The organism is Vibrio ruber DSM 16370, assembly GCF_900163965.1.
GTDB classification, from domain to species: Bacteria; Pseudomonadota; Gammaproteobacteria; order Enterobacterales; family Vibrionaceae; genus Vibrio; species Vibrio ruber.
In genome coordinates, this window is the sequence record NZ_FULE01000073.1 from 16,887 (window position 1) to 29,838 (window position 12,952).

Here is a 12,952-nt window from a genome sequence, read left to right on the forward strand (position 1 = left end):
GATTATTATGATTGTCAGAACATTAAAGGAATGTATCCAGAGTGAACGACGTGTGGTCTCGGAAAACTGGGAAAGCGTTCGTATGTTACTGAAAGATGACAATATGGGATTCTCATTTCATATTACGACGATCTATCAGGATACCGAGACACATATTCATTATAAAAATCATCTGGAATCTGTGTACTGTGTCTCCGGCAGCGGTGAAATTGAAGTTGTCGGTGGTGAGACATTCCCGATTGAACCGGGAACACTGTACATTTTGGATCAGCATGATGAACACTATCTGCGGGCTTACCCCGGACAGAATATGGTAATGGCCTGTGTCTTTAACCCTCCTTTGAACGGGCAAGAAGTCCACGACGCATCCGGTGTTTACCCGCTGAGTTAAGTCGTCATCAAAGTTATATTGTGATGTTGGAGGAATGTATCTATCCGGGCAGTTTGAATACTGTCCGGCCATAACAAGGAGAAAACATGTCATTTACCGTAGAGAAGATCGGCGGTACATCTATGACTGCATTTGATGCAGTGATGGACAATATCCTGCTTCGGCCGGAAAATCCTTATCAACGTATTTTTGTGGTTTCTGCCTATTCCGGAATAACCGATGCGTTATTGGAATGTAAAAAAACGGGTCAGCCCGGTATTTATCAGTTAATCGCCCAACGAAGTGAGACGTGGCAGGAAAAAATGGAAGAGTTGGAGCAACGAATGATGCTCATCAACCAGAATATTTTTGCTGACCCGATGTCTCGTCTGCGAGCCGATAAGTTTATCCGCTCCCGTTTGTCTGAAGCAAAGAATTGTATTCGTAATATTATGGATACATGCCAGCACGGACAGTTTTCACTGAACCGTTATCTGCCGCAGATTCGAGAATTCCTTTCTTCGTTGGGAGAAGCACACAGTGCTTATAATACCGTTTTGAAACTGAAGCATTCCGGGATTAACTCTCGTTTTATTGACCTATCGGGATGGAATGAAGATCACCACGGCAGTCTGGACGATGTGATTCGTCAGGCATTTGAGAGCGTTGATGTGACATGTGAACTGCCGATTGTAACGGGTTATGCGTATTGTGATGAAGGTTTGATGAAAACGTATGACCGAGGTTACAGCGAGATGACGTTTAGTCGGATTGCTGCCCTAACCGGTGCCGAACAGGCGATTATTCATAAAGAGTACCATCTCAGTACGGCTGATCCGAGTATTGTCGGTGCCGATGTTGTGCGGCCGATGGGAGAGACGAACTTTGATGTCGCAGACCAACTGGCTAACCTCGGCATGGAAGCGATTCACCCTAATGCTGCAACCGGGCTGCGTCAGCAAAATATACCTTTGATCGTAAAAAATACCTTTGAACCGGAACACACCGGGACACGTATTTCATGCGAACATGATCCGGATAACCATCGTGTAGAAATTATTGCCGGTCGCGATAAAGTTTTTGCGCTGCATTTATTTGATCAATCGATGGTTGGATTGGTCGATACCGTGAGTTATGAGATGGCAGAGAGGATCGCAGAAGCGAAAGTCGATCTGATCGGAAAAGAAATGAATGCTAACTCAATGACTTACTATTTACATGGGCAGAGTGACAGCTTGAATCGTCTGCTCGCGAGTGTGGAAAAGCGTTATCCTGCGGCATCTGTCTCCGGCAAAATGGTTGCGTTGATCTCGGCGATTGGTGCTTCTATGGATACATGTGAAGTGCTGGCAAATGGTATGAACGCACTGGGACAGGGCAATATTCAGCCGATGGCCGTGCATTCGTCACTCAGAAATGTCAATGTGCAGTTTTGTGTTGAAGATAAACATTATCATCAGGCGATTTGTTTGCTCCATGAAATGTTGATTGAAGAGAATTGTCCGAAAAGAAATACGAGTAGTTATGCTGCTTGATTGATATTAAATAGTGTATAAAAACATCAAAACCGGATGGCTGAATCAGTCATCCGGTTTTTTATAATGCATCTGTTCAGACAGTTTGTAGAGAAACAATGAAGCAAATGTGAATTAAAGATTAATTATTATTTTTTAGAATGTAAATGTGAGTTGAAAATATATACTTGTTCCGATGTTTCATATGAATTTATTGGAAAAATTGACAAGTGGTGATCTGATAAACTTTATTACAATTATTTAAATTGAGTTTATGAAATAATTATGATAGATGAAATTTATTTTTTATATTAGCGATAATATTTATTCTCTCTTTGACGGTTTTCATCAAATGATATGAATCAAAGGGCTGAAATGAAAATAGAAAATTTTTAACAAAATAATCCTTTTTAAAGATAAAATTTAAAATTGATGAGTCAATTCATAAATGTAATAAAAATAGTTTAATTTTGATGTTTGTCAGGTTTTTTTGGGAGAAAATGTTGCACAATTTGAGTGCAATTGGTCTTGGGACATCATGATAGAGTCCGATGTGTTGTTTACATCGGCTGATACATATGTTTGGCATATATTTTACGGACAATGATGAAAATAAGGACATTACCTTTATCTATATTCTACATATTTTTCGTTTCAGTACGAAACTAATTGCGATAAAGATTATAGACATGAATTAAAAGGTAAATGAAATGAATAAAAAGTATCTATCCAAAACGATGGCTGCGTTGATGCTCTGTACCTCTTTTGCTTCTTTTGCAAACGCGGATAAACCTACCGTCAAGATATACGCAACTGGAGGAACCATTGCGGGAAGTTCTGAATCGAATATGGACACAACAGATTATAAAGCCGGAAAAATCGGTGTTGATCTGCTGATTTCTGCTGTACCTGAGTTAAAAGATTTTGCTCATGTGATTGGTGAGCAAATTGCCAACACAGACAGTAATAATATTAATCAGAATATTTTGTTAAAGCTCAGTAAAGCAATCAATCTGCAACTGGCTGATGCTAAAACCAGTGGTGTAGTGGTAACCCACGGCACTGACACACTTGAGGAAACCGCGTTTTTCCTTGATTTGACAGTGAAAAGCGATAAACCGGTTGTCATTGTCGGTGCGATGCGTCCGGCGACTGCGATCAGTGCTGATGGTGGCATGAACTTGCTGGAAGCGGTCAGACTGGCATCAGATGATGATGCGAAACACCGTGGTGCAATGGTTGTGCTCAATGACCGGATCGGCTCTGCATTTTATACCACTAAAACCAATTCAACGATGCTGGATACATTTAAAGCAACGGAGCAGGGATATTTGGGCGCATTCTTAAGCGGTGAACCTCATTTCTACTATGAGCCAACAAAACCGGTGGATAAGCCTTATTTCGATATCAGCCATGTCAAACAATTGCCAAAAGTGAAAATCCTGTATAGCTATCAGGATCAGGATCCTGCATTGCTCCATGCAGCAATCAAAGACGGCGCGAAAGGGATTGTGATCGCAGGGACCGGCAACGGCTCTTTATCCGATGTGATGCTTGAGGCTGTCAAAGAAACCATGGATAAAGGGATTCCTGTTGTTCGCTCAACTCGTACCGGTAACGGATTCGTGACACCAAAACAAGAAGGTATCGGTTCTGGTGTTTATAATCCTCAGAAAGCGAAGGTGCTTCTGTCTCTGGCACTTGCTCATGGGGATAACCTGAAGACAATCAGAAATTACTTCGAAAATTAATCTCCACTGAGATATATCTTCTAAAGGGTCTGCGGACCCTTTTTTACTTTGTGGCTCCGGGGATTACAGATACTCCTCATGAATTAAGGAATTAAATGGGCAGTCACGCTTAATGTTTTTCCCCACTACCTTTTCCTTAGCGGGACAGTCACTCCAATCCTTATCCTATCTCATCAATTAACCTTGACAGGACAGTCATCTTAACCATTCAGTAATGGATCTCACGAATTGGTTTTTTTCCGTAGGTAATTTGTCTGATTTCTTTATCGTTGGCTATATTGTCCAGTATCTAAACAATAATTGTCATAAGGATTCCGACTATGATGCGTCACCTGTCATCGATGGTTTTTACTGTACTGCTATCGTTCACTTCACTATTACCACTAGCGTCTGTCCACGCTGAAGAAGCACCTGAGAGTTTGAAAGAGCTGATTCCTCAATTGGAAAGTTGGGGGAAAGATCCGGTTCTGGTTGATGCCGTGCAAGCACAAAATGCGCAGAAAGTCTCTCTGGATGAGATAAAAGCAATGGATAAGAAATGGAGAGACACACCGGATGTTGATGATTTCATGTTTTCTCTTATGAACAATAAAGCAGCGAAAAGGTTGCTGGAACTTGAAAACAGTATGCCGTTTCTTGTGGAGTTGTTTCTCATGGACGATCAAGGCGCTAACGTTGCAATGACGAACAAGACATCTGACTATTGGCAGGGTGATGAAGCGAAGTTCATTCAGTCGTTCAATGATGGTCAGGGGAAAGTCCATATTGGTGAAGTTGAGTATGATGACAGTGTTCTGAGTTATCTTGTTCAGGTGTCTGTCCCCGTAATTGATGGGCAGGGAAAGACGATCGGTGCGATCACCATCGGGATTAACCTTGACGTGTATGAAGACCAATAAATGACTAGGGGGAACTCTCCCCCGTCATGAATTACAGACCGATCAAGAATCATAATCATCAGACAAGAAACAGTCCGAGGAATCGCTCCGGTTTGTTATCAAATGGCAGGAGAGACGGACTGTTTAGGGGGGATTGATGAATTATTTTAAAAATTTGGGTATTCGCTGGAAGTTATGTATCCCATTGGTTTTTGTCATGTTACTGGTCTTAACTCTATCGGGCAGGAGTCTGTATTCGGCGGGTCTACAGTCTGAAGCAATCACCATTGTCACTCGTCATGAAATCCCTGCTTTGAGTTTGGTACAGTCAGCAAACCGGGAGCTTTATCAGGCTTGGGTTGCTGAGCGGAGTATGTTGACCTTACCGGTCAAAAGTGATCAGTTTCAACTGATGCAGAAAATGCATGAAGAGAGTATTTCACATGCCAGTCAGAATATGGAAAAACTCAAATCACTTCAGTTGAATACTGAGATGAAGCAACTGATTGAGCAATTTTGGGCGACCTATCCGGAGTGGGTGAAAGTCACGCGGAGAATTGCACAGGAGCGGAGTTCGAATACCCGGGCCGGGCGAAGTACCGCGATAGGTTTATCGTTTAATGACGGGTTTGACTTATTTCAAAACACACAACGTTACCTTGAATTGATTACTGACATTGTGGTTTTCAACGCTGATGAACGGACTGAACAACTGGAAGATATGCATCAGAATTATCGGACGGGTCAGTTATGGTTAGTCGGGTTTTCTCTGTTGATTTGTTTGGGGATTATCTGGTTTTTCCCATTATTGATTACCGGTGATTTGAAAAATATTACCCGACAGATTCAGGCACTGGCAAAAGGCGGCGGCGATTTAACCAAGCGTTTGAAATTAGACCGTCGTGATGAGCTGGGAGAACTTGCGACTTATCTCGATCAATTCATGAGTGAGCTTCATGAACTTGTGAAACAGATTATCAGTAATGCGGAACAGAACAATGTCCATGTTTCATCGTTAGGAGAAATGTCACGGAAAGCTTGTCAGACAGCTGAAAAACAGGTGGTTTCTATGCGGGACGTATCTGTTTCCAGTCAGGAGATGAGTGTCGCGATTCAGGATGTTTCCCTGCGAACTTCTGAAGCTGCGGGGTCTACAGAGAAGGCTGGTCAGTCTGCCAGTGAAGGTCGCCATCAGGTTGGCACAACGCAACAGAGTATCGGGTTACTGAACGAGAGTGTGGAACAGGCTGTAACAGCTATCTCTCGCATTGATGAATTCACCAACAAGATCAGCTCAATTTTAACCATTATCAGTGGGATTGCTGAGCAGACAAATTTATTAGCCCTCAATGCTGCGATTGAAGCAGCAAGAGCCGGAGAATCCGGGCGTGGGTTTGCCGTTGTTGCCGATGAAGTCCGAGGATTGGCGAATAAAACCCAAAACTGTACTGAAGATGTCAATGAAATGATTACCAATCTGGAAAAGAGTGTCCGAGATGCGGTCCAGATTATGAAGCAGGCGACTGAAAGAGCATCCGTGACAAAACAGGCGAGTGAGGAAACTCAGCGAGCGATTGATGACATGATGATGTCGATGGGTCATGTCACGGAAAGAACCACGCAGATTGCAGCTGTGATTGTGGAACAGAGTAAGATGGCAAAACATATTCAGGAAGAAATTAGTGTCATTGAAGCACAGTCTCAGGAGAGTGTTGAAGAATCTTCTGAGGTTGATCAGGCATGTCGTAAGCTGGATGAACTCCATCGGCATCTGTCTCAAGTGCTTGGAAAATTTACCGTATAACTCTGGTTGCTGGTAACTTTGGTTGCTGGTAACTCTGGTGGATGGAGAAGGCAATATATTGCCTAAAATAGGATCAGATTCAAATTTTTTGATGAAGAGGCTCGAATGCGCCTCCTCATCATTGGCGATTGAGTTTTTTAGAATTTGCTTGTCATTTGAACATTAACCGGAGATTAGCTATGTCATCAAACGTACGGCAGATTCATCAGATTATCCCAGCTCAGCCTACTTCTGACGGAGATGGGGTCAAAATTCGTCGTGTCGCCGGTTTTAACCACAAACAATTTTCACCGTTTCTGATGCTTGATGAGCTTAAATCGGATGAACGAGCTGATTATGTCGGAGGTTTCCCACCGCATCCGCATCGTGGTATTGAAACGCTGACTTATATGATGCAAGGCCATTTTCAACATCGGGATCATATGGGGAATGTCGGAGAACTTCGTTCCGGCGGGGCACAATGGATGGCCGCGGGGCGTGGCGTTATTCATAGTGAAATGCCAATGATGGAAGATGGTTCGTTACATGGTTTTCAGATTTGGATCAACCAGCCGGCGAAGAATAAGATGCAACCGGCTCAGTACCATGATTTTCAGCCTGAAGTGATCACCGAATATACACATGATGAGACCGGACTATTGAGAGTGCTTGCAGGCCAAACTGCAATCGCAGACCAAACGTTAAGTGGTCCTTTACTACAAACGGGTGTCCCGTTGCTTGCCGCGGACTGGCGGGCAAACCAAGGACAGTCGCTGGATCTCAAGATACCGCAACAGCATCAGGCAATGATTTACGTTTATCGGGGTGAAGTTCAACTGAGCTCTCGTGTCGTTAAAGCCGGAGAATTTGCTTTGCTGACCGAGGGGGACTGCTTAATCGCGCAGAATAACACGACGACTGACAGTGGTATGTTGATTCTGGCTGGTGAACCGATTCACGAACCTGTGGTACATTATGGCCCGTTTGTAATGAACTCATATGCTGAAATTGAACAAGCGATCAACGATTACAACAGTGGTCAGTTCGAGACCTATTAGTATTGGTCAAACGGTGCGGTGTTCAGGGTGCTGAGCCACATTGAGTTGCGTTGTTACCTGACTGACGGTTGATATCAAAACTGCATGATTCGTTTGGTAGAGGTCAATTTTTGGAGGATATATCATCGTTCCGGATTGTGCCCATGCGCATAATTTGTTCCAATGGGTATGAGCCTGACGATGATTATCTCTGATGATTGGTCGTCCCTGTAGCCGTTAGAAGGAGCACACCATTGAAATCGTTATTGGCAGTGCTGGGTCTATTGCTTATTGGCTGTAGCGCAGTGTTGATTTATATGAGTTATCAAGAGTATACCAGCCCCAAAAAAGTTTATGGTGCTTGGTTGGAAACGCAAGTCATGGATGATCGGCGAGAAGTGATTACATTCAGTAAACGTGGGGTTTATCGTAATAATCACCTGATTACCACGAAATTTGATTTTAATGGTAAGCAGATTCAGTTTAAAAGTGGCGGTCAGGAAAACATTTATCAGATAAGTGGTACTGCTGCCTCACCTCAGTTAAAACGAATTGAACCGAGTCAACCGACCCAGGTTTTGATCAAAAAAGGTTATGAACATACGCTGGAAAAACCCGACAACGCTTGGCGTCGGGTAAATACCAGAAGTTCTTTCGCTGAAGGTTTTACCAGCGGCGATTAGTTTGTTTTGAAGCAATGTGATCTTGCTTCGTCAGAATCGTGTCGATGATGTGGATTGGGGCTGGTGATATGAGATTTTTTTTGCTAGCGTTCAACTCACTGATATGGATAACTTGCCACGACTTATGAATTCATGGATTTCCGACATTCTTTCATCCCCTATTTGGCAAAGAGAAGATACGAATGTACTCTTGATTACGCTCGCCAGTTTTATCGCCTGGATGTTATGGCGTTTCCTCTATCGTCATTTAAACCGAATCACTGAAAAAACCAAAGTCCGTTGGGATGACTTGTTACTCCATGCCTTGCGTTCACCGATCAGTGTATTGCTCTGGCTCTGGCCGGCGAGTATTTCTCTCGGTTTATTGCTCGAAGATCTGAGTGATAGCCGCTTAGACTGGCTAGAAACGCTGAAATTGGTTCTGCTGGTCTGTTGTTTTGTCTGGACGTTGATACGGTTGGTCAACAATATAGAAGATTATGTATTGCAGACGAAAGACAAGGATAAAACCACGGTTCAGGCCATTTCTAAGGTCATTAAGTTGCTTGTGTTTGTGGTCGGTCTATTGTCGGTCATGCAAACATTCGGTCTCAGCCTGTCCGGATTACTGACGTTTGGTGGGGTCGGTGGCTTAGTGGTCGGTTTTGCCGCCAAAGACCTGCTGTCGAATTTTTTCGGTGGCATGATGATTTATTTTGATCGTCCTTTTAAAATGGGGGACTGGATTCGTTCACCGGATCGTGCCATTGAGGGGACTGTGGAACGGATTGGCTGGCGAATGACGGTGATTCGCACCTTTGATAAACGTCCGCTTTATGTGCCGAACTCGGTGTTCAGTAGCATTGTGGTGGAAAACCCGTCTCGGATGCTCAATCGACGTATTTATGAGGTGATTGGTTTACGATACGGGGATTCAGATAAGGTGGCTGTGATTGTCTCCGATGTGAAACAGATGTTAGAGGAGCATTCGGATATTGATGCGAATCAGACATTGATCGTTAATTTTGATTCTTTTGGCGCTTCCTCGTTAGACTTCTTCATCTATACCTTCACCAAAACTGTCAACTGGATGCGTTACCATGAAGTGAAGCAGGATGTGCTGTTAAAAGTGATGGAAATCATCCACCATCACGGTGCTGATATTGCTTACCCGACTCAAACTCTCAAATTAGAGCCTGAAAGTGCAGGGACTGAGCCACTTGAGGCGCGTCTGAGCCGAGGCTGATCTCTGATACACCTCTTCCATTTCATCAAATTCCCCGAGCAGATGAGCATCTGCCCGGGAGCGATACTACCTTGTTTATTGATATGATGTGTTCATTCTTGTATCGCTGTGGCAATTTTTGTCATTGACAGCGCAGATGATCTGTTTGAATTTGATGAAATGAAATTGATTTCATAATATTAAATATTGTTAGTCATGAAAACTTCCTGACAAAGTGATGTGATTTGAGCCGGATAATCAGATCAACTCCATAGACTAAAACATCAATCAAGGAGGAGAAAAGATGCGTGTTGATATCGTTGGTCGGCTTTTGGGCGATTTTTTTCTGGAAGCGAAAGTGGCGATAGCCGATATCGGTTTATATTATGGGCTGGATCTCAGTGACTACCCCCAAGATATGACATTAGAAATGCTCGTTTATCAACAGCTTGGAGATACCCCAGAACAAGGTGACTCGTTTTGCTGGCAAGGGTTAACTTGGGTGGTTGCCCGGGTTCGTGATTGGCAGGTGCAACTCGTCGGATTAAAGTTACCCCGATAAATTGAATGGAACCAACTGCCCATTGGTGGGGGTACCGTCACCTGAATCACACGATGTGATTCAGGCAGCTGCAATATACTTGCGTTGGTTGTGCTTGATTGCCTTGAGGGAAGCAATCAGCTGGTCAATATCGAAATCAATATTGAACTGTTGCTTTAAATTGGCAAGAAAGACTGCATCTTCACACATCGCTTTTTCGGGCTCATCACTGATTTTCGCAACCGGGCGGCCATGACATTCAGCGAGTTTGATTACAATGGACAACGGTGCATAGGTCTGACCATATTTGTTTTTCCAGCCACCAAGATCATTGGTCAGGAATGTCCCGATTCCGAAAGAAATCTGTGCGCGTCCGGCGAAGTACTCACACAATTCCAGTGCCTGACTAAAGTCCAGACTATCAGAGAAAATAAAGAGTTTCGTCCGGGGATCGATCCCCAGTTTTTCGTAATGGGCAATCATCTTTTCGCCCCAAGTAAAGGGACAGCCTGAATCATGCCGGACACCATCATAAGCTTTCGCTAAGTGCATATTAAAATCATTCAGAAAAGCATCGATATTCAGGGTATCGGTGGGTGCGATAGATAGCTGACCATCGAATGCTGTCAGCCACTGTTCAAGGGCGACACGTTGTGAATCTCCCGGATTGACCAGTGCCTGATGACCCATAAACCATTCATGTGCGATTGTACCGATTGGTTTGAGGTCAAATTCGCGGGCAAAATGATAGTTGCTCGTACCGAGTAACAGCTCAGGGATCTCTCGCTTCAACTCAGCCATCACTTGTTCCTGTACTTGTGCTGAGAAACGGCGACGTGTGCCCATTTCCGTCAGCTTAAAGTTAGTGATGCCGCGTTCAGCCAACTCATGCTTGAGGGAAATGAGTTTATCGTGCAGAACCTGACGGGGCAGATCTGCGGGAATTTCTTGCCAGCTATGACGGCTTCTGACTTCTGAAATAATCGCCATAATCATGGTTTCGTACAGAATGGTGTCGCGCCATGTTCCCCGAATGCCAATTCGCAGTTGACGTTTTGATCCTTGCTGGATGATGCCGAATTCAACTTGCTGGGTCGGCTGAAATTGAAAATAACGCAAAGCATGGAGGAATGCAGGTTTCAGATGAGGAGAACTTTTCTTCAGATAGTCGATTTCTGCTTGAGAAAAACGCAACTGAGATAGCTGTTCTACTTCTTTACGGATTTCCGGAAGTAGCCCACTGATATCTTCTTCTGAGCGGACAGTCAGTTCGTAACGGACTTCAATGTTAGGGTAAAACGTATGGATGGCCTGCATCATATTGATTTTATATGCATCTAAATCCAACAGACTTTGGATGATATGTTTAGAAAAAAGATGATTGTTCATGGAGCCATCCTCACTATTCTATTGTTAGTAACATCATCTATGTTAGTAACATTATGTGCCTAACCTAAGGCGGACATTAAATGAGACGTGCGCATTTGTCAATCATTAGTCTATCGAGTTATTGATGTGGTTATCTGGTGAGTGGCGCTTTTAGGAGATAAAATGCTATTTATGCTCAGATTATTTTGTGATGAAAATGATTGATTTAGTTCGTAACATTCTGTGATTAAATTTGACCAATGATGATATCATTTCATAGAATGAGCCAAGCGATGTATGGGAAACAGCATTTATGATTGTAACGATTGATATGATCTGCCTCCGTTTATCTGATGACGGTATACAAGTCTTGTTGGTGAAACGGAATAATCCTGAACGTCCGGATTTTGGGATGTGGGCGATTCCCGGTGGCTGGGTGTATGACGAAGATTTTACCGCTCGCGGTGGTGAACCGGCTGATGAGGATTTTGAAGCCGCACGCCGCCGAATTTGTCGGCAAAAAGTGCATACGTATCCTAATTTCATCAGTGATCCGCTGGTTGACGGCAATCCGAAACGTAATCCGGATGGCTGGAGTGTCAGTATTTCTCATTATGCTTTGCTGAATGCGTCGAATATCAGACAAATTGAAGCTGCCGGTATGGATCGGAATCGGCTCGACTGGTTTGATTTAAATCTCATTCTACAGGGGCAGATGACACTGGCTTTTGACCATGCTGCTCAGATTCAACATGCATGGACTAAATTAAGGGCTGCCGTCGAATATACATCAGTTGTACTCTTTTTTCTGGAGAAGGAATTTCTGGTCGCAGACATTATGGATGCTTATGCGAAGTTCGGGGTTGAAGTGAATCGCATGACGATTAAACGGCGGTTGATTAACTCAGAAGTGATTGTGAGTACCAATAAAATTGTCGCACCGAATAAAGGCCGTGGGCGTGGCGGAAAACCTGCAACAGTCTATCGGCTTGCAAACAATGAAGTCAGCTATTTTCAAACGTGTCTGAGAGGTTAAGTCAGGCAAGAACCTCTTTTTTCGGCTTTGAGTTATTGCTCTTGCACTGTCTGTTTGGGTTCCAGTCCATATGGGAGGTCACTGAATATTTCCGGATTTTGGTCATATTTCGGTGCCGCATGGGGCTGCTGCCATCCCAGAAGCATTATCGCAAGTAGGTTGCGATGTTCACCTAATGCCAAATTGAAATTATCTTTTCCCGATGGGATCATCTGCTTTAATGGCGGAATCGCTTCCTGAATCGCCTGTCTGGTTTGAGTGACGACCGGGTCTTTATCGAGTCCGGCAAGCAAGAAGCTCAGTCCGACTTCTGCAATCACATCCGGTTTTGTCCGTGCAATGATGGTTTCAATATTGGTGCGGAAATAGTGGTAAATCCATTGATAATCTGCTGCTGAAACTGCATGTTGATAATAGCCGGACGCTGCAATGATGATGTGCGTCATGCCATAAATCTTATTTTCGTACTGCTGCTTGGATAGTGCTTTGTCCTGATCATCTGGATATGTTTTCCGAAATGTTTCAATAAACGCGTTCACTACATCCTGTTCGCCCTGACCTGCCCCCAAGAATTAATCCAAAATTTCATTAGTAATGCTTATTAAATCACCATTGTTCGTTACTGTTCTTGTGGTTGCTGCAAACTCAGATGGAGTCAGATAATCCAGTGCTGAGTGAGGACGATTTTCATTGTAATCCATACGCCAGCTACTGATGAGTTCACGAGCATGACTCAGATCCCGAAACCAATGTTCGTTTAAACATTCATCGCGGAACTTTCCGTTAA

Annotated in this window: 12 protein-coding genes and 1 pseudogene; 10 read left to right on the forward strand and 3 right to left on the reverse strand. The window is 43.6% G+C overall.

The window, feature by feature from the left end; translation table 11 throughout:
* Positions 1 to 7: 7 nt before the first annotated feature.
* The 9 genes from VR7878_RS19900 (at position 8) to VR7878_RS19940 (ending at position 9,782) form a co-directional block, all read left to right on the forward strand.
* On the forward strand, positions 8 to 391 hold the full coding sequence (locus VR7878_RS19900; protein WP_059122025.1) for an ectoine synthase: 384 nt from the start codon (positions 8 to 10) through the stop codon (positions 389 to 391).
* Between the two features lie 86 nt (positions 392 to 477).
* On the forward strand, positions 478 to 1,905 hold the full coding sequence (locus tag VR7878_RS19905; RefSeq protein ID WP_077337715.1) for an aspartate kinase: 1,428 nt from the start codon (positions 478 to 480) through the stop codon (positions 1,903 to 1,905).
* A gap of 689 nt (positions 1,906 to 2,594) precedes the next feature.
* Entirely contained in the window at positions 2,595 to 3,635 is a 1,041-nt protein-coding gene (locus VR7878_RS19910; protein ID WP_077337716.1) for a type II asparaginase, read from the forward strand.
* Between the two features lie 320 nt (positions 3,636 to 3,955).
* Positions 3,956 to 4,534 (forward strand): PDC sensor domain-containing protein, encoded by a 579-nt coding sequence (locus tag VR7878_RS19915; protein ID WP_205409496.1) that lies wholly within the window; start codon positions 3,956 to 3,958, stop codon positions 4,532 to 4,534.
* Positions 4,535 to 4,670: 136 nt separating this feature from the next.
* Positions 4,671 to 6,317, forward strand: a complete 1,647-nt coding sequence (locus VR7878_RS19920) for a methyl-accepting chemotaxis protein (protein WP_077337717.1) — start codon at positions 4,671 to 4,673, stop codon at positions 6,315 to 6,317.
* A 179-nt stretch (positions 6,318 to 6,496) separates the two neighbouring features.
* A complete protein-coding gene (locus VR7878_RS19925) occupies positions 6,497 to 7,354 on the forward strand; it encodes a pirin family protein (protein WP_077337718.1) in 858 nt (285 codons plus the stop codon).
* A gap of 233 nt (positions 7,355 to 7,587) precedes the next feature.
* Positions 7,588 to 8,016: a DUF2850 domain-containing protein gene (locus VR7878_RS19930; RefSeq protein WP_077337719.1), complete on the forward strand. Its 429-nt coding sequence runs from the start codon at positions 7,588 to 7,590 to the stop codon at positions 8,014 to 8,016.
* A gap of 124 nt (positions 8,017 to 8,140) precedes the next feature.
* A complete protein-coding gene (locus VR7878_RS19935) occupies positions 8,141 to 9,241 on the forward strand; it encodes a mechanosensitive ion channel family protein (RefSeq protein ID WP_235862925.1) in 1,101 nt (366 codons plus the stop codon).
* Positions 9,242 to 9,524: 283 nt separating this feature from the next.
* Positions 9,525 to 9,782 (forward strand): transporter associated domain-containing protein, encoded by a 258-nt coding sequence (locus VR7878_RS19940; protein ID WP_077337721.1) that lies wholly within the window; start codon positions 9,525 to 9,527, stop codon positions 9,780 to 9,782.
* A gap of 60 nt (positions 9,783 to 9,842) precedes the next feature.
* Here the strand turns inward: VR7878_RS19940 and pncB are convergent, their stop codons facing one another.
* Positions 9,843 to 11,150: a nicotinate phosphoribosyltransferase gene (gene pncB, locus VR7878_RS19945; RefSeq protein WP_077337722.1), complete on the reverse strand. Its 1,308-nt coding sequence runs from the start codon at positions 11,148 to 11,150 to the stop codon at positions 9,843 to 9,845.
* Positions 11,151 to 11,442: 292 nt separating this feature from the next.
* On the opposite strand from pncB, the gene VR7878_RS19950 reads away from it, so the two are divergent.
* Positions 11,443 to 12,165, forward strand: coding sequence for an NUDIX hydrolase (locus VR7878_RS19950; protein ID WP_077337723.1), 723 nt, complete (start codon positions 11,443 to 11,445; stop codon positions 12,163 to 12,165).
* A gap of 32 nt (positions 12,166 to 12,197) precedes the next feature.
* Here the strand turns inward: VR7878_RS19950 and VR7878_RS19955 are convergent.
* A pseudogene (locus VR7878_RS19955) lies at positions 12,198 to 12,719 on the reverse strand (DUF3541 domain-containing protein); the annotation flags it as partial.
* Between the two features lie 18 nt (positions 12,720 to 12,737).
* On the reverse strand, positions 12,738 to 12,952 hold a 215-nt coding region (locus tag VR7878_RS19960; protein WP_139344037.1), incomplete at its 5' end, for an integrase core domain-containing protein.

Excerpts from the sequence above, each read along its gene's own strand:
- VR7878_RS19900 (WP_059122025.1), top strand. The coding sequence starts at position 8 with ATGATTGTCAGAACATTAAAGGAATGTATCCAGAGTGAACGACGTGTG.
- VR7878_RS19905 (WP_077337715.1), top strand. The coding sequence starts at position 478 with ATGTCATTTACCGTAGAGAAGATCGGCGGTACATCTATGACTGCATTT.
- VR7878_RS19910 (WP_077337716.1), top strand. The coding sequence starts at position 2,595 with ATGAATAAAAAGTATCTATCCAAAACGATGGCTGCGTTGATGCTCTGT.
- VR7878_RS19915 (WP_205409496.1), top strand. The coding sequence starts at position 3,956 with ATGATGCGTCACCTGTCATCGATGGTTTTTACTGTACTGCTATCGTTC.
- VR7878_RS19920 (WP_077337717.1), top strand. The coding sequence starts at position 4,671 with ATGAATTATTTTAAAAATTTGGGTATTCGCTGGAAGTTATGTATCCCA.
- VR7878_RS19925 (WP_077337718.1), top strand. The coding sequence starts at position 6,497 with ATGTCATCAAACGTACGGCAGATTCATCAGATTATCCCAGCTCAGCCT.
- VR7878_RS19935 (WP_235862925.1), top strand. The coding sequence starts at position 8,141 with ATGAATTCATGGATTTCCGACATTCTTTCATCCCCTATTTGGCAAAGA.
- VR7878_RS19940 (WP_077337721.1), top strand. The coding sequence starts at position 9,525 with ATGCGTGTTGATATCGTTGGTCGGCTTTTGGGCGATTTTTTTCTGGAA.
- pncB (WP_077337722.1), bottom strand. The coding sequence starts at position 11,150 with ATGAACAATCATCTTTTTTCTAAACATATCATCCAAAGTCTGTTGGAT.
- VR7878_RS19950 (WP_077337723.1), top strand. The coding sequence starts at position 11,443 with ATGATTGTAACGATTGATATGATCTGCCTCCGTTTATCTGATGACGGT.